The organism is Humibacter sp. (assembly GCF_051954055.1).
Lineage (GTDB): Bacteria > Actinomycetota > Actinomycetes > Actinomycetales > Microbacteriaceae > Humibacter.
Genome location: NZ_JBQCIE010000031.1, coordinates 1 through 18,449, shown reverse-complemented (window position 1 = coordinate 18,449; position 18,449 = coordinate 1). Strand labels below are relative to the sequence as shown.

The 18,449-nt window shown below is 69.7% G+C and carries 18 protein-coding genes and 1 pseudogene; 8 read left to right on the top strand and 11 right to left on the bottom strand.

What is annotated here, in order from left to right; all coding sequences use genetic code 11:
* Positions 1-79: 79 nt before the first annotated feature.
* The gene (locus ACTHNC_RS03570) at positions 80-643 is read right to left on the bottom strand and encodes a LysR family transcriptional regulator substrate-binding protein (RefSeq protein WP_440293224.1); all 564 of its coding nucleotides are present in this window, start codon (positions 641-643) and stop codon (positions 80-82) included.
* Positions 644-735: 92 nt separating this feature from the next.
* Here ACTHNC_RS03570 and ACTHNC_RS03565 point away from each other — a divergent pair, with 92 nt between their 5' ends.
* On the top strand, positions 736-1,134 hold the full coding sequence (locus tag ACTHNC_RS03565) for a DUF5997 family protein (RefSeq protein WP_440293223.1): 399 nt from the start codon (positions 736-738) through the stop codon (positions 1,132-1,134).
* 12 nt (positions 1,135-1,146) lie between these two features.
* Here ACTHNC_RS03565 and ACTHNC_RS03560 read toward each other — a convergent pair whose 3' ends face one another.
* Positions 1,147-4,164 carry a helix-turn-helix transcriptional regulator gene (locus ACTHNC_RS03560; RefSeq protein ID WP_440293222.1) on the bottom strand — a complete coding sequence of 1,006 codons (3,018 nt, stop codon included), beginning with the start codon at positions 4,162-4,164 and terminating at the stop codon, positions 1,147-1,149.
* A 70-nt stretch (positions 4,165-4,234) separates the two neighbouring features.
* Positions 4,235-4,444 carry a hypothetical protein gene (locus ACTHNC_RS03555; RefSeq protein ID WP_440293221.1) on the bottom strand — a complete coding sequence of 70 codons (210 nt, stop codon included), beginning with the start codon at positions 4,442-4,444 and terminating at the stop codon, positions 4,235-4,237.
* Positions 4,445-4,564: 120 nt separating this feature from the next.
* Between ACTHNC_RS03555 and ACTHNC_RS03550 the strand changes: the two genes are divergently transcribed.
* Positions 4,565-4,840 (top strand): acylphosphatase, encoded by a 276-nt coding sequence (locus ACTHNC_RS03550; RefSeq protein ID WP_440293220.1) that lies wholly within the window; start codon positions 4,565-4,567, stop codon positions 4,838-4,840.
* Between the two features lie 32 nt (positions 4,841-4,872).
* Here the strand turns inward: ACTHNC_RS03550 and ACTHNC_RS03545 are convergent, their stop codons facing one another.
* Positions 4,873-6,171 (bottom strand): M18 family aminopeptidase, encoded by a 1,299-nt coding sequence (locus ACTHNC_RS03545; protein ID WP_440293219.1) that lies wholly within the window; start codon positions 6,169-6,171, stop codon positions 4,873-4,875.
* Positions 6,172-6,241: 70 nt separating this feature from the next.
* Here ACTHNC_RS03545 and ACTHNC_RS03540 point away from each other — a divergent pair, with 70 nt between their 5' ends.
* The 3 genes from ACTHNC_RS03540 to ACTHNC_RS03530 all read left to right on the top strand — a co-directional run bounded on the left by ACTHNC_RS03540 (position 6,242) and on the right by ACTHNC_RS03530 (position 8,416).
* Positions 6,242-6,748 carry a glutathione peroxidase gene (locus ACTHNC_RS03540; protein ID WP_440293218.1) on the top strand — a complete coding sequence of 169 codons (507 nt, stop codon included), beginning with the start codon at positions 6,242-6,244 and terminating at the stop codon, positions 6,746-6,748.
* Between the two features lie 103 nt (positions 6,749-6,851).
* Complete coding sequence (locus ACTHNC_RS03535) at positions 6,852-7,082, top strand: hypothetical protein (RefSeq protein WP_440293217.1); 231 nt, start codon at positions 6,852-6,854, stop codon at positions 7,080-7,082.
* 293 nt (positions 7,083-7,375) lie between these two features.
* The gene (locus tag ACTHNC_RS03530; protein WP_440293216.1) at positions 7,376-8,416 is read left to right on the top strand and encodes a M23 family metallopeptidase; all 1,041 of its coding nucleotides are present in this window, start codon (positions 7,376-7,378) and stop codon (positions 8,414-8,416) included.
* Here ACTHNC_RS03530 and ACTHNC_RS03525 read toward each other — a convergent pair.
* The gene (locus ACTHNC_RS03525) at positions 8,400-11,969 is read right to left on the bottom strand and encodes a TM0106 family RecB-like putative nuclease (protein WP_440293215.1); all 3,570 of its coding nucleotides are present in this window, start codon (positions 11,967-11,969) and stop codon (positions 8,400-8,402) included. The genes ACTHNC_RS03530 and ACTHNC_RS03525 overlap by 17 nt on opposite strands.
* 178 nt (positions 11,970-12,147) lie before the next feature.
* On the opposite strand from ACTHNC_RS03525, the gene ACTHNC_RS03520 reads away from it, so the two are divergent.
* Complete coding sequence (locus tag ACTHNC_RS03520) at positions 12,148-12,798, top strand: TetR family transcriptional regulator (RefSeq protein WP_440293214.1); 651 nt, start codon at positions 12,148-12,150, stop codon at positions 12,796-12,798.
* A complete protein-coding gene (locus tag ACTHNC_RS03515) occupies positions 12,795-13,391 on the top strand; it encodes a dihydrofolate reductase family protein (protein WP_440293213.1) in 597 nt (198 codons plus the stop codon). The genes ACTHNC_RS03520 and ACTHNC_RS03515 overlap by 4 nt, the downstream gene beginning before the upstream one ends.
* Positions 13,392-13,449: 58 nt before the next feature.
* Here ACTHNC_RS03515 and ACTHNC_RS03510 read toward each other — a convergent pair whose 3' ends face one another.
* The 5 genes from ACTHNC_RS03510 to ACTHNC_RS03490 form a co-directional block, all read right to left on the bottom strand.
* Entirely contained in the window at positions 13,450-14,481 is a 1,032-nt protein-coding gene (locus tag ACTHNC_RS03510) for an aldo/keto reductase (RefSeq protein WP_440293212.1), read from the bottom strand.
* Positions 14,482-14,531: 50 nt separating this feature from the next.
* Positions 14,532-15,530: an aldo/keto reductase gene (locus ACTHNC_RS03505; protein ID WP_440293211.1), complete on the bottom strand. Its 999-nt coding sequence runs from the start codon at positions 15,528-15,530 to the stop codon at positions 14,532-14,534.
* On the bottom strand, positions 15,527-15,889 hold the full coding sequence (locus tag ACTHNC_RS03500) for a MerR family transcriptional regulator (RefSeq protein ID WP_440293210.1): 363 nt from the start codon (positions 15,887-15,889) through the stop codon (positions 15,527-15,529). Before ACTHNC_RS03500 ends, ACTHNC_RS03505 begins: the two co-directional genes overlap by 4 nt.
* A gap of 93 nt (positions 15,890-15,982) precedes the next feature.
* The gene (locus ACTHNC_RS03495; RefSeq protein WP_440293209.1) at positions 15,983-16,219 is read right to left on the bottom strand and encodes a hypothetical protein; all 237 of its coding nucleotides are present in this window, start codon (positions 16,217-16,219) and stop codon (positions 15,983-15,985) included.
* 103 nt (positions 16,220-16,322) lie between these two features.
* Positions 16,323-17,018 (bottom strand): nicotinamide mononucleotide transporter, encoded by a 696-nt coding sequence (locus tag ACTHNC_RS03490; protein ID WP_440293208.1) that lies wholly within the window; start codon positions 17,016-17,018, stop codon positions 16,323-16,325.
* A gap of 233 nt (positions 17,019-17,251) precedes the next feature.
* On the opposite strand from ACTHNC_RS03490, the gene ACTHNC_RS03485 reads away from it, so the two are divergent.
* Positions 17,252-17,593, top strand: a complete 342-nt coding sequence (locus ACTHNC_RS03485; protein WP_440293207.1) for a hypothetical protein — start codon at positions 17,252-17,254, stop codon at positions 17,591-17,593.
* A gap of 1 nt (position 17,594) precedes the next feature.
* Here the strand turns inward: ACTHNC_RS03485 and ACTHNC_RS03480 are convergent.
* Positions 17,595-18,449: pseudogene (locus ACTHNC_RS03480) on the bottom strand (thioredoxin domain-containing protein); the annotation flags it as partial.

The following is an 18,449-nucleotide window of genomic DNA, read 5'->3' as shown; positions in this document are numbered from 1 at the left end:
TGGATGCTGTCGGCCGCGCTCATCCCCTCAGGCTATCCGGGAGCGCACGGGCCCCATGGGAGAGTGCAGGGTACCCGGCTCAGCGGCGCGAGCTGTTCGCGGTGCGGCCGCGCACAATGCCGATGAAGGTGTCGATGCGGTGCTGCTGCTCGCCGCTACGCGGTGGCCGCGGGTCACTGAGCCAGGCGAGCGCGATGCGGGTGGGCTCGGCATCCGTCACATCCCGGGCGACGAGGTCGCGTCGGGAGTGCAGTCGAGCGACGGACTGCGGCACCACAACGCTTCCGACGCCGGCGGCGACGAGCGCCAGGGTGTCTTCGACGGCCGGATCGAACGGATGCACCGGCTCGCCGAGCTCCGCCACCTCCGCGAGCGTCACGCCGTCCGCCGCTGCGATGGCGTGGTCCTTCGGCACGACCACCACGGGTCGCTCCTCGTACAGCGGGATCGCGTGCAGACCGTCGCGGTCGATCGGTAGCCGCACGAACGCCATGTCTGCTCGGCCATCACGCAGCGTCGAGACCTGCTCGGGCTCATCGATGCGTGCGAGTTCGATCGGGATGCGTCGCATCCGCTCCTCCCAGATGCGCACCCACTTCGCGGGCGTCACGCCGCGCACGTAGGCGAGCCGGAAGGGATCCATCGTCCCAGCGTATGGCGTGCGTGCGGCGCCGACCCGGGCGCGTCGCCTCTGACGCGTGTCGCCTGGCCCACGGCACGCCCTAACCTTGAAGGATGAGCGAGACGCTGCAACCGGGTCCCGGCGCGATGAAGCCGGAGACGGCCGCGAAGAAGCTCGGCGTCTACCTGCCCGCAACGCCCGAGTCGTTCCGTGCAGGCGGGATCACGCGCGAGCAGTTCGCCGCGCTGCAGGCCGACGCACCGCAGTGGCTCGTCGACCTCAGACGCGATGGCCCTCATCCGCGCGAGGTCGTCGCCCGCAAACTCGGGGTGTCCACGAGCGGTCTGGCACGGGCCGGTGTGAAGGATGCCCTCACCACGGCACAGATCCGCGACCTGCTCGCTGCTCCCCCGGAGTGGCTCGTGCGCGAGCGTGCCACGCAGGCTGCGGTGCGCGCAGAGAACGCGCGGGTCAAGCAGCAACGGGCGGAGCGCATCGCACGCAACCGCTGAGCAGCGGAGCCCTTACGCGGTCGCCGGCTCGCGGCCCGCGAGATAGACCGCCTCGGTGCGACTCGTGGCGCCGAGCTTGCGCAGGATCGCGGAGACGTGCACGCTCGCCGTCTTCGTGCTGATGTAGAGCCGCTCGCCGATCTGTTTGTTGCTCAGCCCCTGAGCGATGAGGTCGAGCACCTGCCGTTCGCGTTCGGTGAGCCGCAGTGCTGGGGTGTTGGCCACCGTCGCGTGGTCCGGCGCACTGACGAGGCCCGCACGCTGCGCGAACTCGTCGAGCCAGCCCAGCAGGAGTCCCGACCCCAGCTGAGACGCGGCATCCCGGGACAGCCCGAGTTGACGGTGCGCCTCCTCACGCTGCGCGGCGGCACGGTGCTGCGCCGTTCCCAGTGCGTTCCCGGTGGATGCCAGGAGCGCCTGCGCGAGCCGGAATCGCGCGTACGGCTCGAGGTGCTGGGGCGCCGCCGGCAGTCCGGTCGCGTCGACCGCCGCCTGCCAGGCAGCGGCATCCGCTCCGTCGGCGGCCAGTTCTGCCTCGAAGAGCGGCACCCACACCGGGGCGGTCGGCCAATCCCGCGCCGTCGCGAGCACCTCGCGCAGCCCGGCCTCCGCCGACCCGAGGTCGATGTGATCGAGGATGCCCGTACCCGCTCGCGAACGCAGCAGCGCGAGCGTCCGTGCCGCATCCGCCAGCAGCGGCAGGTCGTATCCGCTCATCGTGCGGTGGTCGCGCAGCAGCACGCTCACGGCCCGCCAGGCCCGTTCGACGTCGCCGAGGGCCAGTGCGAGCTCGGCTTCGACGCGCGCCGAGCCGAGACGGGACTGCACCTCGATCTCGCCTTGAACGCTCATCATCGGTTCCCAGGCGCGCCACAGCTCGTCGGCCGTCCGGAGATCGCCCTTCCAGGTGAGCAGCCACAGCTTGGTGCGCTGCAGGTGCACTCGGAAACCCGGCGCCGGGTTCAGCGCGAGCGCCGGCTCCAGCAGCGAGAACGCCTCGTCCCAGCGCCCGAGCGCGGCCAGCGGCTCGACGGTGTTCGAGGCCAGCATCACGCCGCTGGTGCGCTGCACTCCGAGCTGGCGAGCCCGCTCGACGCCGGCGTTGCCGATCTCCACGGCGTCGGCGTACCGGCCGATCAGGTGCATGACGTCCGACGAGTTCACGCGGTAGCGCAGCATGGCGCCGTCGCGCATCGCGGCGAGCTCTCCCGCCCGCTCGAGGTCGACGAGCCCGTCCTCCACCCGGCCGAGCCCGACGAGCGAGACGCCTCGGATGTTGTGCGCCACCGATCGCCTCGAGAGCGACCCGGCGGTCTCGGCCTGGGACAACGCCTTGGTCGCGACGGACACCGCTTCGTCGAATCGCGCCTCGAGCATGAGCCGACCGGCAAGGTCGCTGAGCACGGCAGAGGCCGTGTCGGAGCACGCGTCGTCGCCGAGTTCCGCGAGTGCGTCCTCGAGGAGCGGCGTCGAGCCGGTGCGGGAGAGGGATGCCAGGTACCTGGCCTTGTCGACCAGGAGGCCGGCGTGCTGTTCGGTGTCGGCCGGATCGCACTCCGCCAGTGCAGCGTCGATCAGGTTCAGGGCTCGCTCGGTGTCGCCGGCGTCGCGCCACGCGGCCGATCCGTCCTGCATGAGAGCCGTGTGCGACATTCCCGCGACCGACTCCGGGTGTGCGACGCGCTCCCACAGTTCGAGGGCTCGTTCGGCCATGCGCGCGGCACGGGCGAACGCGTATGCGCGGCGCGCCTCGCGCATCGCGTCGAGTGTCGCCGGAAAGGCGCGCTCGGCGTCGTGCGCCTCCATGCGATGCTGCGAGATCTCGTGCGCGACGAGGCGACCGGATGCGGCGAACGTCTCGAGAGCATCCGCGTAGGCCGTGTGATAGCGCACCCGCTCCCCCGGCAGCACCTCACCGAGCACGGCGGTGCGCACGAGCGCGTGTCGGAAGTCGTAGCAAGTGTCGTCGATCACGAGCACGCCGCCGTCGACGGCGGCACGCACACCGGCATCCAGTTCGGCGGGCGACGCGGGATACACCAGGTCGAGCAGGTCGTGCCGCACGCACGATCCGCCGACGGCCAGCAGCCGCAGCAGGCTCTGGGTGCTGTCGTCCAGCCGCTCATACCTGGCCAGCAGCAGCTCGCGCAGCGTCTCGGGAAGCGCAGCGGATCCCGCGGGCATCCCTTCCGGGTTTGCTCCCGCCAGTTCCTCCACGAAGAACGGGACGCCCTCGCTGCGCTCGAACAGGTCATCGATCAGCGCATCGTCCAACGGCGCTTCCTCGATCGACTGCCTGTCGCCGGCAAGCGCGCCCTTGGATGTATCGCCCGTCCGCCTCTCGCGGGACTGCGACGCGATGGCCCGCACCTGTGCCGCGACCTGGTCACGCGTGAGCCGTGACAGCTCCCAGCGCGTGAGCCGCCTGGACCGCTCCAGCTCCGGCAGCACCGGACGCAACGGATGCCCCCGCACGATCTCGTCGCTGCGGTAGGTCACAACGATGAGGATGCCGGGCCGCTCGAGCATGCCGACCAGGAACCGCAGCAGCTCGATGGTCGAGCGGTCCGCCCAGTGAATGTCTTCGATGACGAGAACCAGCCGCCGCTGCAGCGCGACGTTCTCGAAGAGCACCGTCACGAGCTCGTACAGGCGCTCTGTTCCGGCACGCTGCGGCATGCCCTCTGCGGATGCCAGCTCGGGCAGCACGACGGACAGCACCGCGCGAGCTGGGCCGGCCGCCTCGAGCAGTGCTTCGATGCCGATCTCCGAGGCGAGTTCGCGGATGATCGCGGCGAACGGCGCATACGGCGCGTTCTCCGTTCCGATGTCCACGCACTTGCCCGTGAGCACGAGCGCGTCACCGACCTCGCCGCGGAACTCGGCCACCAGGCGAGTCTTGCCGATTCCCGCCTCACCACCGATGGCGACGGCGCGCGGCTCGGAGGCACTGCGGCGCAACTCGGCCCGCAGCGCCTCCAGATCGGCCTCCCGGCCGATCATCTCGGGGCTGCTGACCGGTGACCTCACGTAGTCCATGCTGTCACTGACCACTGACAGGGGAACGCCGTTTGCACACGCCTCGGGACGGAACCGCCGGTCACCTCGCGGCGAGGTGCCGGACGGGCGCCGTGCGGCCGGCGGCACGCCGACGCGAACGACCCGATCCCGTGGAAGCATCGCCGAGTTCGGCATCCCTCTCCGCCGCCCGCTCGGCCGCGATCTCGCGCTGCCTGCGCACCCGGTCGAGCTCCGCATAGAGGCGCTCGCGGTCGGCGTTCACGGCGTTCATCAGGGCTTCGTTGTACATCGTCTTCGTCCTTCTCTTCGTTGTCTAAGACGATGCTCGCGACTAAGGTAGGCACCCCGAATCGGACGGATGCCTTATCTTTTTCCCGTCCGTCGGATGGCCGGTCTTAAGGAGCTGCGAATGCCCGACATCACCCGGCTGCACGTGCTGGTCCGCGGCCGTGTGCAGGGTGTCGGCTACCGGTACTCGTGCGCCGAGCTCGCCAGGGCATCCGGCCTCGGCGGGTGGGTGCGCAACCTGCCAGACGGCGCGGTGGAAGCGGTTTTCGAAGGGTCGCGCCACGACGTCGACGCGGCCGTCGAATGGTGCAGGAGCGGCCCGGCGTGGGCATCCGTCTCCTCCGTCGACGTCACGGAGGAGACGCCGGTCGGGGACGAAGACTTTCGGATTCGCTGAGGCCGCTCGGGTCACCACGGCCGACGCCGCGCCTACTCGCCGGAGAAGAACGCGGTGAGGGCTCCGGCGAGCCAGCGGGGGTCGTCCACGTGGCACAGCTCGCGGGCGGAGTGCATCGACAGCAGCGGGACGCCGACGTCCACGGTGCGAATCCCGAGACGTGTCGCCGTGAGCGGCCCGATCGTCGAGCCGCACGGTACCGAATTGTTCGAGACGAACTCCTGATACGGAACCCTGGCCTCCGCGCACAGGCGCGCCCACAGGGCTGCACCGTGGGCATCCGTCGCGTACCGCTGATTGGCGTTGATCTTCAGCAGCGGGCCGGCTCCGGCGATGGGGCGATTCACCGGGTCGTGCTTCTCCTGATAATTCGGATGCACGGCGTGCCCGGCGTCCGCCGACACACACCACGACGCTGCGTACGCACGCGCCCGCTCGTCGTCGCCTGCACCGAGTGAGCGCGAGATGCGCGAGAGCACGTCGTCGAGGATCGGCCCGCTCGCCCCCGAGCGCGTCTCGGAGCCGAGCTCCTCGTGGTCGAATGCGGCGAGCACGCTGATGTGCCCGGATGCCGGCTCGGCGCCGTCACCGGCCGCCGGTAGCAGAGCGTGCAGTCCGGCGTACACCGAGCTGAGGTTGTCGAGCCTGGGTGACGCGAACAGGCTGCCGCCCAGTCCGAAGGTGCGCGGCGGCTGCGTGTCGACGGTGACGAGGTCGTAGCCGGCGACGTCGGATGCTGCGACACCGCTGCCTGCCAGCACCTGGGCCAGCAGGTCCTCGCTCTGCGGGTCTCCCACACCCCACACGGGCTGGGTGTTGCGCTGCTTGTCGAGCACGAGACCGTCGTTGTTGACGCCGCGGTCGAGGTGGATCGCCAGCTGCGGGATGCGCAGCAGCGGACCCGAGCGCACCAGGTGCTCCACGCCGTCGGTCGTGACGATCCGGCCGGCGAGTTCGAGCTCGCGGTCCAGCCACGAGTTCAGCAGCGGACCGCCGTAGACCTCGACACCGGCCTGCAGCCATCCTGCGGCACCGGTAGTCGGCTTCGGCTTGAGCTTGAATCCGGGCGAGTCGGTGTGTGCTCCCACGATGCGGAACGGCGTTGTGGGTGTCGCGTCGGCAGGCGCGGCCCACGCCACGACAGCGCCGTCACGGACGAGCATGCCGCGACGCGCGACTCCATCTGCGGGGGCAGAGGGCCAGGCATCAGTCTCCTCGACCCGCGCGAAACCCTCGGCCTCCAGCCGACGGGCAACGTCCGCCGCCGCGTGATACGAGGAGGGTGATGCCTGAATGAACGCGGCGAAGTCGTCGATGTAGCCGGATGCCATGGGTTCATGCTGCCATGCGCGACAGGCGGTCTACCGCCCGAAAGCGCGGCAGCCCATCTACGCTGCCAGCATGACCGCCCTCTCCGAGTCCGCCTGGGATCTCCCACTCACCACGATCGACGGACAGCCGTCGTCGTTGCGCGCCTTCGACGGCAAGGCGCTGCTCATCGTCAACGTCGCCTCCCGCTGCGGCCTCGCGCCGCAGTACGAGAAGCTCGAGGTGCTGCAGAAGACGTACAGCGACCGCGGGTTCGCCGTGCTCGGCTTCCCGAGTAACCAGTTCCTCCAGGAGCTCGGCAGCGAAGACGCCATCAAGCAGTACTGCTCGACGACGTGGGGCGTGACCTTCCCGATGTTCGAGCGGGTGAAGGTGAACGGCAAGTCGGCGCATCCGCTCTACCAGGAACTGAAGAAGACTCCGGATGCCTCGGGCAAGGCCGGGCGCGTGCAGTGGAACTTCGAGAAGTTCCTGGTGTCGCCGGACGGTGCGGTGCAGCGGTTCCGGCCGCGCACCGAGCCGGATGCGCCCGAGGTGATCTCCGCCATCGAGACGGCCCTGCCCGCTGCCGCGGGATGACGGCGTCCGTCCGACCGCTCGGGCGGACTCCGCTCTGATCGACTCCGCTCTGATCGACCTCGCTCCGATCGACCTTTCCGGCGCACCTCGTAGGCTGTCAGCCGTGAAAGCGCTCCTCCCGGTCGGCATCGTGCTCGTCGTGCTCGGCATCGCCGCGGGCTTCGGCTATCAGATCGCCATGGCCGTGACCACCGGGCTGCCGACCAACGGCATCGGCTGGTTGCAGACGTCCGGCTTCGTTCTGGCCGCGATCGGCGCCATCATGATCGGCGTCTCGATCGGCAGGCGCCGGGCGGCGCGGCGAGCCGAGCGGGAGCAGTCGCAGCAAAGGTAGCGAGCCGGACAAGTGGAGCGACGACGCCGACCGCTGCTGCGCCTCAGCAGATGGGAACAATCCTCCGTTCTCTCGAGCGTTCCGTCACCGCGAACCGTCTTCGAGGAGAGAATGAGCACATGTCCAGTCGACGGCGATCGCTCACCGTGGTGGCGGCGGCCGCTGTGTTGGCAATCGCGGGCTGCACCGCTGTCTCCGCCGGTCCAACTTCCCCGGCGTCGTCGCCGACGAACGCCTCCCCCAGCGGAAGGTCCACGCCGACGAACGGGGTGAGCGCGCTTCTGGTCCAGCCCGTGCAAAGCGCACAGGTCGTCCCCGCCAGCGATGGCAGGAACCACGTGGAGTACGACCTTCTCGTCGTCAACACGTTCGGCGAGCCGGTCACGCTGACCGACGTGGTCGTCCGCGGCTCCAATGGCAACCGCCTCCTCACTGTTACGGGACGGTCGCTCGCCGCGGCGACCCAATCGCTCTACACCCACGTGGCATCCCCTGTCGTCGCCGCATCGGCCGCGGTGATCGTCGAGGTCGACTTGCCGCTGGCATCCGGTGTCCCGGTGCCCGCCCGCGTGTCCAACCGCATCGACTACAAGCTGCCCACGGCCCCGGATGCGGTCATCGTCGACGACACGACGGTGCAAGGCCCGACGGTCGACGTCGACCGTGCGCACGCGGTCCGGATCGAGTCCCCGCTCGCGGGGAAGGGATGGCTCGCCACGAGCGCCTGCTGCTCGCCGAACGTGCACCGCGACCTTCGGCTCTCGGCAGGCGGGCTGCGGCTGACGACGTCGGAGACCTTCGCCGTCGATTGGGCCCTGGCGAGAGGCGACCGCATCTACGACGGGACCGGCAGCACCAACGAGCAGTTCTACGGCTTCGGCGCGCCCGTGCTCGCGGTCGCTGGCGGCACGGTCGTCGCCGTCCAGGACGGCATTGCGGAGTCCACACCGTTCACCACCTCGGCGCCCGAGACCAAAGAGGGCTTCGGAGGCAACAGCATCATGCTCAAGATCGACGACGGCGTGTACGCCTTCTACGGGCACCTGCAGACGGGGAGCCTCACGGTGCGCGTCGGCGAGAAGGTGAAGGCCGGACAGGTGCTCGGCAAGCTCGGCAACACCGGCCCGTCGCAGGGACCACACCTTCACTTCGGCCTGCTCGACAGTCCGGACGCGTTCACCGGAACAAGCCTGCCGTTCGTCATCACGAAGGCGACGCTGACCGGAACCGTCGACTTCGCCTCCTCCGCGGGCGATACGCTCGTCATCTCGCCCGAGTCACGCGCGCTGAGGAACGTGTATCCGCTCTACGGCACGATCATGGACTTCCGCTGATGCTCCCCTCGGTCAGCGTGATGAACGCGCTCAGCTCGGCCACTCCCTCCGGTCGGTGCGGCAGATGCTCGGTGAGGAGCGGTGAGTAGATCAGGTAGGCCGCCCACTTCGCCCGCGACACCGCCACGTTCAGGCGGTTCTTCATGATGAGGAATCCCAGCCCGCGCGGCGCGTACTCGGCGGACGAAGCCGCCAGCGACACGATCGCCACAACGGCTTCTCGACCCTGGAACTTGTCGACGGTGCCGACTCGCACTGCCCCGTGGCCGGCATCCGTCAGCGCGGCGTGCACCAGCGCCAGCTGGGCGTTGTAGGGCGTGACGACGATGACATCGTCTTCCGTGAGCCGTCGTTCGCCGTGCTCGTCACGCCACACGCGACCGAGCACGTGATCGACGAGCTCGACGACGCGCGCCGCCTCGGTCGCAGACTCCGTCGAGTCGCCCTCGTGCAGCATCGGCTGCGGGTGCAGCCCCGGTTCGACGCCCTCGAGCCGGCGCGCGCCCGACTCCGGATGCGCGCGCAGCCGTCCCTCGTACGACAGCGACGACACCCGAGCGGCAAGCGCCGGATGCATACGCCTGGTCTGCGGCAGAAAGTACCCGAGTTCGGCGGGCAGCACGTCGTGACCGTCGCTGATCCATCCCAGCGCGGACTGGTCGACGGGCTCGGGATGCAGTCCCTGGCTCACCTGCGGCAGCTGCTGCGGATCGCCCAGCAGGAGCAGATTTCGTGCAGCGACGGCGGACGCCGCGGTGGAGGCCAGTGAGAACTGCCCGGCCTCGTCCACCACCAGCAGATCGAGGCTGCGGGCGGGCACGCGCGCGGGGTTGCTGAAATCCCATGCCGTGCCGCCGATCACGAACCCGCTTTCCCGGTGGTCGACCGCGAATTGCAGCTGCCCGTCCTTCGGCAGAACCGTGTAGGCACGGCCTGCTTCCGCCGTCGAGCCTCGCTGACCCTGCGGAACCTTGCCGATCAGCCCGGCATCGAGTCCCGCGCTGGTGACCACGGAGGCGAGCAGGTTCTCGACGACGGAGTGCGACTGTGCGACGACGCCGACCTTCCAGTGGTGGTCGCGCACGAGCGACGCGATCACGTGCGCTCCGAGATAGGTCTTGCCGGTGCCGGGCGGGCCCTGCACCGCGAGGTACGAGTCATCGAGGTCGGCGACCGTCTTCGTCACCCAGGCGACGAGCGTGTCGACGGATGCCTGCCCCACTCGATCCGCGACGCTCGCGCCGAGCGTGCGCGGCGCGATGCGCCGCATCAGGTCCGTGACCGGGTCGCGTGGCCACGCCGGCTGCGCGTCGACGATCGACTGGCACCAGGACTCGATCGCCGGCACCTGGGTACCGGCTCGCGGCGGCGCTCCGGGCGTGACGGCGCTCGGCAGGTCGGGGTACGGGAGCACGTCCTCCGCCCTCGTCTCGTCGACGAGCACCCAGTCATCCCCCACGTCCGCCAGGCGAACCCCCCTCGCGCTGCGCGCTCCCGGGTCGCCGCCGGTGGCCTTGAACGGGCCGGGGTACTCGTACAGCAGGTAGGCGTCGCCCCCCGCCTTGGCTGTGCTGCCGGGGCCGAACTGGCCGGTGAGGCGCAGGATGCGGTGGTCGGCGCGCTGGCCCTCGTCCCTGTGCCAGTCGCGCTCGACACTCGCTCGTTCCACGACGAAGACGTCTCTCGTGTTCGCCCAGGCCTCGATCGGATCGACCAGGCGGGCGAAGTGCGACCACCAGAAGCTCTTCTGCTCACGCCGGTGGTAGTCGAGCGTGGCGGCGGCGAACGCTGCTGCGGTCTCGTCCGCGGTGCGCTCGCGCGTGGCATCCGCTCCCGACGCGTGCGGCACAGCCGACTCGCCGGCCAGTGCGAGCAGGTCGTCGCGCAGCGTCGACGGCTCGAGCTCCGGCACCCGACCGTCGGGGGCCGGAAGCCCGACCGGAATACCGGCATCCGCTGCGCGCTCCAGCAGCCAGTCCCGCAGACGCAGCGTGGAGAGGCAGTCGTAGCGGTTGTAGGCGGCGATCTCGTCCAGCCGCCGCTGCCCCTCTTCGACGTCGCCTGCGAGCATCAGCGCGCGTGCCGTCGCGTACTCCTCGATGGACGTGCCGGCATCCTGCACCTCGCCGGACCGCAGCTCGTCGCCCATGTAGAGCGGCTCGAGCTTCTTGATGGAGTACGACCGCGACCCCACCCGTACCGACTTGCGCACCAGCGGGTACAGGTCGACGAGCACGTTGTCGCGCAGCAGGTCGTCCACGGCGGCTTCGCCGACGCCGTGCCGTGCGGCCAGCTGCAGCAGGTGCGTGCGCTCGTACGACGCGTAGTGGTAGATGTGCATGCCAGGATGCTCCGCCCTGCGGCGCTCGACGTCGCTCAGGAACGCGATCAGCGCCTCCCGCTCCTCGGCGAAGGTGTGCGCCCAGAACGGATGGAACTCCCCGTCGGTCTGCAGAACGCCGAAGAGGTAGTCGATCCCCCACTGGCTGTCGTTGCCCTCCGTGTACAACGGGTCGCCCTCGAAGTCGAAGAAGATGTCGCCGGGATTCGGCTCCGGCAGTGCGGCCAGCGCCGCCGGCTTGTACACGACGAACGGTGGCGGCCCACCCGCCCGCTCGGCCAGCTGCAGCCTCGCCTGCTCTCGCAGTGCCGCGATGGTGGTCGGTGCGACCCGCTCGACCTCGACGTCGTCGGGCAGGGCGGCGAGATCGTCGATCGTGCGGATGCCCGCAGCGACGAATCGCGGCAGTTGCGTGACGCGCACCCCGGCGACGAGCAGCACGTCGCGGTTCTCCTCCACCTCGGCCGCACACGTATCGCACCTGCCGCACGCACTGAACCGCTCGTCGCCCCAGTGCACCGCTTCACCGTCGGCGAGGTGCTGCCGCACGATGTCGTGCAGCCGCGCGATGCGCTTGCGATACACCGGCAGGATGTCCGCGAGCCGGTGCGTGCTCACGCTCCCATCCCCGAGCAGCAGCCGCACCTCCTCGGACGGTTCGACGCCGATGCGTCGCAGTTGCAGCGCGTACGCCGCCACCTGCAGCAGCGCCGTCACCTTGGCCCGGCGGGCGAGCTTCGTGTCTTCGACCGTGTACCGGCCGTCCGGCTCGCGCACGATGAAGTCGGCGTACCCGACGAACGCGATCGGTAAGTCACCGTCGGCGGTGCCGTCTGAACCGCTCCCTCTGCCGCCGGCCTCGAAGAACACGCCCTGGTACACGACGGGCGCCCCGGCGCGGAACGCCTCCGCCGTCGCCTCCGCGGCGGAGGTGAGGCCATCGGCATCCGGCCGTTCCGGACGGTCGAAGACCGCGACCGCCTCGCCGAACCGCTGCAGGTACCGGTCGAGAACCCGGTGCTCGTGCTCGTCTCCCAGCCGCGAGGTGCGCTCGAGCATGGCATCGAGCGGCCGTTCGACGACCGGCCCCCAGCCGAGCTTGCCGTCGAGCCTGCGCAGGAAGTCGAACTCGCACGCCGACGCTGTGCTGAGGTCGCTGGGGCTCAGCACCACCGTGCTTTCTACGGATTCAGGAGTGCTGAGCAGGAACATGCGCCAACGCTAGCGCCGACCCCCGACATCCGATTGAGGCCCCGGTACGGATGCTCGCATCCGTACCGGGGCCGATTGAGGATGTTGAGCGGCGCAGCCGCGAGCACATGCGACCGAGCCGAGAGCGATCACACGCCTAAGATTATCAACGATAAGCATCGGCTGTTAGAGTCGGCGCGTGCCCCAACCTTCCCGCACGAACAGGCATGCCATCGTGGCGGCCACGATCGACCTGCTCGACGAGGTCGGGCTGGAGAAGGTCTCACTGCATGCGATTGCTGCGCGTCTCGGCGTCAAGCAGCCGGCGCTCTACCACCACTTCGACAGCAAGACAGCGCTCATGGCTGCCGTGGCCGAAGAGGTGCTCGACAGGCACCACACGGACCGTCTGCCGAACGTCGGCGAGGCGTGGGATGCCTTTGTGATCCGCAATGCGCGAAGCCTTCGTCGGGCGATGCTCTCGGTTCGTGACGGCGCCCGGCTGATCTCATCGGCGGGAAGCAGGGTGCCGAAGCCGAGCAACGCGATAGCCCAGGTCGAACTGCTGGAGCGCGACGGTTTCGACGGCGGAACGGCAGTGCTCGCCCTGATCGCGGTGTCCCGCTACACCATCGGTGCAGCACTGGAGGAACAAGCCAGCCGATCGAACCCGTCGCTCTCCGAAAGCGCCGACAGCTTGGACGGAACAGACGATCGCGCGGCTCGCTTCGCCGAGATCCTCAGGGATGTCGCTACCGCCGGCACCGCGCAGGAGTTCGAGCTCGGCCTCTCCGCCCTCGTCAGAGGCCTCGACGACCACAGGAAGAAGAGAGAAGGAAACGCGTCATGAAACTCACCATCAGCCTGCAAGTCACCGTCGACGGCGTCGCCCAGGCCAATGGCGGCAACAACGACGAGCTGGACCCCGGCTTCACCCGCGGCGGCTGGGCGATTGGCGCCGGCGACGCCGCGGCCGCCGAGTACATCCTCGAGACATGGCAACGGCCGGACGCGTTCCTGCTCGGGCGCAAGACGTTCGATCTGTTCGAAACATACTGGGGCGCGCGCCGCGACGATGGCGGCTTCGGGCAGGCCATCAGCTCCACACCCAAGTACGTCGTATCGAACTCCCTGAGCGACCCGGCCTGGGAGTACACGACCGTGATCTCTGGAGATCTCACCTCGCAGATCCGAGCGCTGAAGTCCGCCTCCGAAGGGGAACTGCTCGTTGTGGGCAGCGTCGCCCTCGCACGCTGGCTTCTCGAGCACGAACTGGTAGACGAGCTGAACCTGATCCAGTTCCCGGTCATTGTGGGCCAGGGCGAGTCGTTCCTCCCCCGTCAGGGGCGCGACTTCGCCCTGGACCTGAAGGACTCACGTGTTTTTCCCAGCGGGATCGTGGCGCTGACCTATGGAGTCGGCGGCCGGCCGCAATACGCGTGAAAGCACCAAAGCATCCCGCGACTGTGAACGAAGGTGAGCTTGTCGGACGGACTCGTTTCTACCGCCCGCCGTCGATCCGCCGGTGCCGCTGCTGCACGCCGGGGCCGCCGTACGGGTAGTCCTCCACGCGCGGGGCGCTGGCCTCATCGAGCGCGGCGAGCTGCGCATCCGTCAGCTCGACGTCGCTCGCGCCGAGGTTGTCGCGCAGCTGCTCGACCGTTCGCGCGCCGAGGATGACGCTGGTCACCGCCGGCTGCGCCAGCAGCCACGCGAGCGACACCTGCGACAGGGATGCGCCGTGCACGTCCGCGAGCTCCTGCACCACCTCCAGGATGCGCCACGTGCGCGGGTCGTCGTTGCGGGCCCGCCACGCCTCCATGCCGCGCTCCGGGTTCTCGCCGAGCCTGGTGGCGCCGGTGGGTGCGACATCGCGCTGGTACTTGCCACTCAGCCATCCGCCGCCGAGCGGGGACCACGGCAGCAGTCCGACGCCCGCGTCGAGCGCGGCGGGAACGATCTCGTGCTCGATGCCGCGAACGATGAGGTTGTACTGCGGCTGTAGCGTGACCGGCTCGGCCCAGCCGTGAGCCCTGGCGACGTGGACGGCCTTCGTGAGCTGCCAGCCGGTGAAGTTCGAGAAGCCGTAGTACAGGATCTTGCCCGCAGCGATCGCGTCGTTCAGGAACCGCAGGGTCTCATCGATGGGTGTCAGAGCGTCCCAGGCGTGCAGTTGGTAGAGGTCGATCGTCTCGACGCCGAGCCGCGCCAGCGAGGCGTCGAGCGCGCGGGAGAGGTGCCGGCGCGAGAGCCCGAGGTCGTTCGCGCCATCGCCCATCGGGAAGCGGCCCTTGGTCGCGATCACCAGTTGCTCGGCCTCCGCCGGGTGCGCGGCCAGCCACCTGCCGACGATCTCCTCCGAGACGCCGCGGGTGTAGACATCCGCCGTGTCGATGAAGTTGCCGCCGGCCTCCACGTAAGCGTCGAGGATGGCGTGGGATGCCTCCTCACTCGCCTCGTGTCCGAACGTCATGGTGCCGAGGGCGAGGTCGGTGACGGCCGTTCCGCTTCGGCCGAGGGTGCGGTAGTGCATGGTTCTCCTTGATCGGGTGGGGTGTCTTAGTCGGATGCTTGGCGAGCGGCTCAGGCCGCGTCGCGACCGCGCAGCGTATGCTCGATGCGCTCGAACGCGTCGGGCGCCAGCGGACCGTTCTCCAGCGCGCCGGCGAGGTCGTCGACCTGCCCGGCGTTCCGGAATCCGGGAATCGGAACCGCCCGCTCAGAGCGGGCCCAGATCCACGCCAGCGCGCCCTGTACGAGCGATCGGCCATCGGATGCGAGGTCCGCACGCACGGCGTCGAGCGCCTCGAGGTACTGCGGGCTCGGCGTTCCCTTCACGAACCACTTCATCCACTCGGGCTGGTGGGTGCGCACGTCGTCGGCGCCTGCTACCGGACGGTTCGCCGAGTACCTGCCGCCGAGCAGGCCCATGGCCAGCGGCGACCGGCAGAGCACGCCGAGGTCGGCGCTCTCGCACAGCTCCAGCATGGCGGGGTTGTCGTCGAGCACGTTCAGCTCGATCTGCATGGCCGTGCAGTGCTCGCCGGCGATGAACGGACGCGCGAGCTCCGGGTCGTCCGTGCTCACGCCGTACCAGGCGATGGAGCCGTCGGCGACGAGGTCTTCGAGCGTCGCGATCGCATCCTCCGCCTGCGCCGTGCTGATGTCCGGGGTGTGAAGCTGGTACAGGTCGATGCGGTCCCGGCCGAGTCTCGACAGCGACGCCTCCGCCGCGCTACGGATGTATTCGGGCGAGACGTCCACGCCCGTGAGCTGTCTCGCGCTCTCGTCGATCAGGTTGCCGAACTTCGTCGCGATCCTCACGTCGGGATGCGAGGCGAGCACCGGCCGCAGAGCGCGCTCGGCGTGCCCAGCGCCGTAGGCATCCGCGGTGTCCACGAGCGTCACCCCTGCCTCGAGTCCGCGCTCGAGTGCCGTGATGGTCTCCGCCTCGTCGACGCCCGCGTAGCCCAGCTTGAGCTCGCCGGCCGCCATGTCGCCGCCGAGCGGCCAGGTGCCGAGCCCGAGGGCACTCACCTGCAGGCCGGAACGTCCGAGTCGTCTGGCGGGAACAGCGGTCATCGGGTGATCTCCTCGTAGTACGCGATCTTGTGCTCGATGTAGTCGAGCGCTTCCTGCTGCTTTCGGATGTCCTCGAGCACCTGCTCGCGGTGCGCCCGCAGCATCTCCAGCCGCGCTCGTTCCGTGCCGCGGCCCTCGCGCGCGAGCTCCACGAACTCCCGGATGGTGCGGATCGGCATTGCGGTCTGCCGCAGGCATTTGATGACGTCGATGGACTCGATGTCGCCGTCGGTGTACACGCGGCGGCCGCTGGAATCGCGCCCGACGGGTGACAGGATGTCCGCGCGCTCCCAGTATCGGAGCGTCTCCGCCGAGACGCCGAGGCTCGTGGCCGCCTGCGATGGTGTCAACGTGCTCATGTCACCATCGTGAGACCCGGAGCGCGCTCCGGGTCAAGTCCACGGCTGAAACGAATCACAAAGGCGATCCCGATGGGCTCGCGTACATCCCCGTCATTCGCCGCGGTCGTCGTCCGCGACCGTGTCGCCCGACGAGTTGATGCCCTGTTCACCCGCTTCGGACCGCCGGTCGTCGAGTGGCAGACCGCCCGGCGCGGCGCCCGCCACGCTCGCCGACGGCTCCTGCGGTGCGATCAGCGGGGGTCGCCCTTGCGGTTCGAGGTCTTCGTCGTCGCGGTCGTGGTTCTGGTTGTCGTCGCAGTCGTCGTTGTGTCGAGATTCGTCGGACATGGGTCATCCTTTCGCGCGTTGTCGCGCGACTGTAGCCCGCGCTTCTCGGGCGCTGGCATCCCTTGACGCGGCATGCTCTTCCGCACCCGTGGTTCAGACGACGCTAGGCGGCGACGTCCTCGTCGACCTCACGCTCGACGTGCTCCTGCACGGCTTCGGCTACCGCCTCGCGTCGCCAGCACGCCCAGCCGTAGACGCAGACGACGGCCGCGGCCATCGAGACGACGACCGTCCCCCAGGATGCCCCGGCTGCGGCGAGCACGACGCTCAGCACCGCGCTCACGAGCCCGGCCCACCAGCCGGCCACCAGCCCGCGGGCGAGCGCCGCGAGCTGCACGAACACCGCCACGACCACGACGGCTGCACCCCACGCGACGGCACCCGACTGATCGTCCGCGCCTGCTGCCGGCACCTGTTCGACGGATGCCTGCGCCCCGCTGAGCGCATACGCGACCACGACGACGGCGATGGCGGACAACACGACACCGTAAGCGGCCTCCCGTCCGGAGACGGAGCCCGGGCGACGCACCCGGCCGCTGCGGCGCACACCCCAGCCGTACGCGCACAGGACAGCGAGCACCAGGCGGATGCCGGCATCCACAAAGCGCACCTCGAGCAGAGCGAGAAGCGCGAACGCTCCGCAGACCGCCGCAGCGATGGGCCAGGCCCGATCGGCGAAGCGAGCGATCGCCACCCCACCCGCGAGGAAGGCCACAGCGCCCAGCACGGCTTCCAGCGTGACGACCTGCGACCCCAGCGTGGCCAGCGGTGCGGTGAGCCAGTCGAGCACGGCGAACATGAATGCCTTTCTCGACGGGGGGGTTTGAACACTGACTCGTTTCATTGTGCCGCCCACGAGGGACAGCCCCGGCCGCTCTCGGCGGTCCACCCGCAAGTACTGGGGCAATCGTTATGCAGGCGAAACACTGCGGCATGCCGATTCGCACGCGTCGGACGGCCGTCGTACCCTTGTCGATCATCCAGACGTGTAAGGGCGAGCACCTACGCGGATCGCAGGGAGGAGGTCGGCGGATGACACAGCACCACAGGCATCCGATGAGCCTCGAACTGCTGCGCCAGGAGGCACGTGACGAGCTTGCCGCCGTGATCGAGTTCCGCTGCCGCCTCGGCGACGACCCCTGGGACTTCCTGCCCGATCTGCCGACGGTCGACGAGCAGGTGGTGCTCACGCTGCGCGAGGAGACCATCGAGGCGCACGACCTGGGCGAGGCGCGGTCGCGCGCTTATCACCCGTCGGCCGCCCCGCAGGAACGCGAGCGGTTCGAGTACCAGCTGCTGCGTCGCGTCGCTCTCGACCATCCGGAGCTCACGCCCGCCGTGTGGGGCATGCTGGGCAGGCTGAACGCCGCGTAGCTCAATCAGCGGGAGCGAACGGCCGCGGGAGCTCGCAGGTGAACGCGCGGCACAGGTACTCCGTCGGCTCATCGTTCAGCGCCGTTCGGGCGTCGAACAGTGCGAAGCCCGCGTCGGAGAGGGTGGATGCCGCACCATCCGCCACCGCGACACCGACGGCACCTGCACCCAGGCTCCGCGTGCGCACCGCCGTCTCCCGCACGATCGCCTCGCCTGGCTTCCGCGGGTCCACCACGACGAGCTGCTGCAGCTCTCCGGCGAGCGCGGTGGCCGTCTGCAGCACGCCGCCGAACGCGATCGGCGAGCGCGCAGCCACGTCGGCGACCGAGCCGATCGCGGTGCGGGATGCCCGCTCGTAGCGCTCATCGTCGGTAAGGGCGAACAGCACGCGGCAGGCGTCGGCGAGCGAGGAAAGCCCACCCGGGTAGACGCCCTCCGACGGGTCGGCGTCGGAGACGAGACCGTGCGCCGCCAACACCGGGTCGCCTCCGCCGGGAATCGTGAACGGCGACCGAGCGGCGACTGCGCCGTCCATCGTGGCATCCACCAGGCTGCGCGCAGCGAGCGCGAAGCGTGGCTCGCCGGTGGCGAGGAACACGTCGAGCACACCGCGCGCGAACAGACCGTAGTCCTCCAGCGCCGGCGCGGCTGCGGATGCCCGACCGGCGAGCGAGGCGCGGATCAGCGTCCCGTCCGCGCGCACGTGCGCTGTCAGCAACGAGTCGGCGACCGATGCCGCAGCGGCCACCCAATCCGGTCGCCCCAGGAGCGCGCCGGCGTGGGCGAGCGCTCCGATCGCGAGCCCGTTCCACCCGGTCAGCACCTTCTCGTCGAGTGCCGGGCGGGGCTGCTCGGC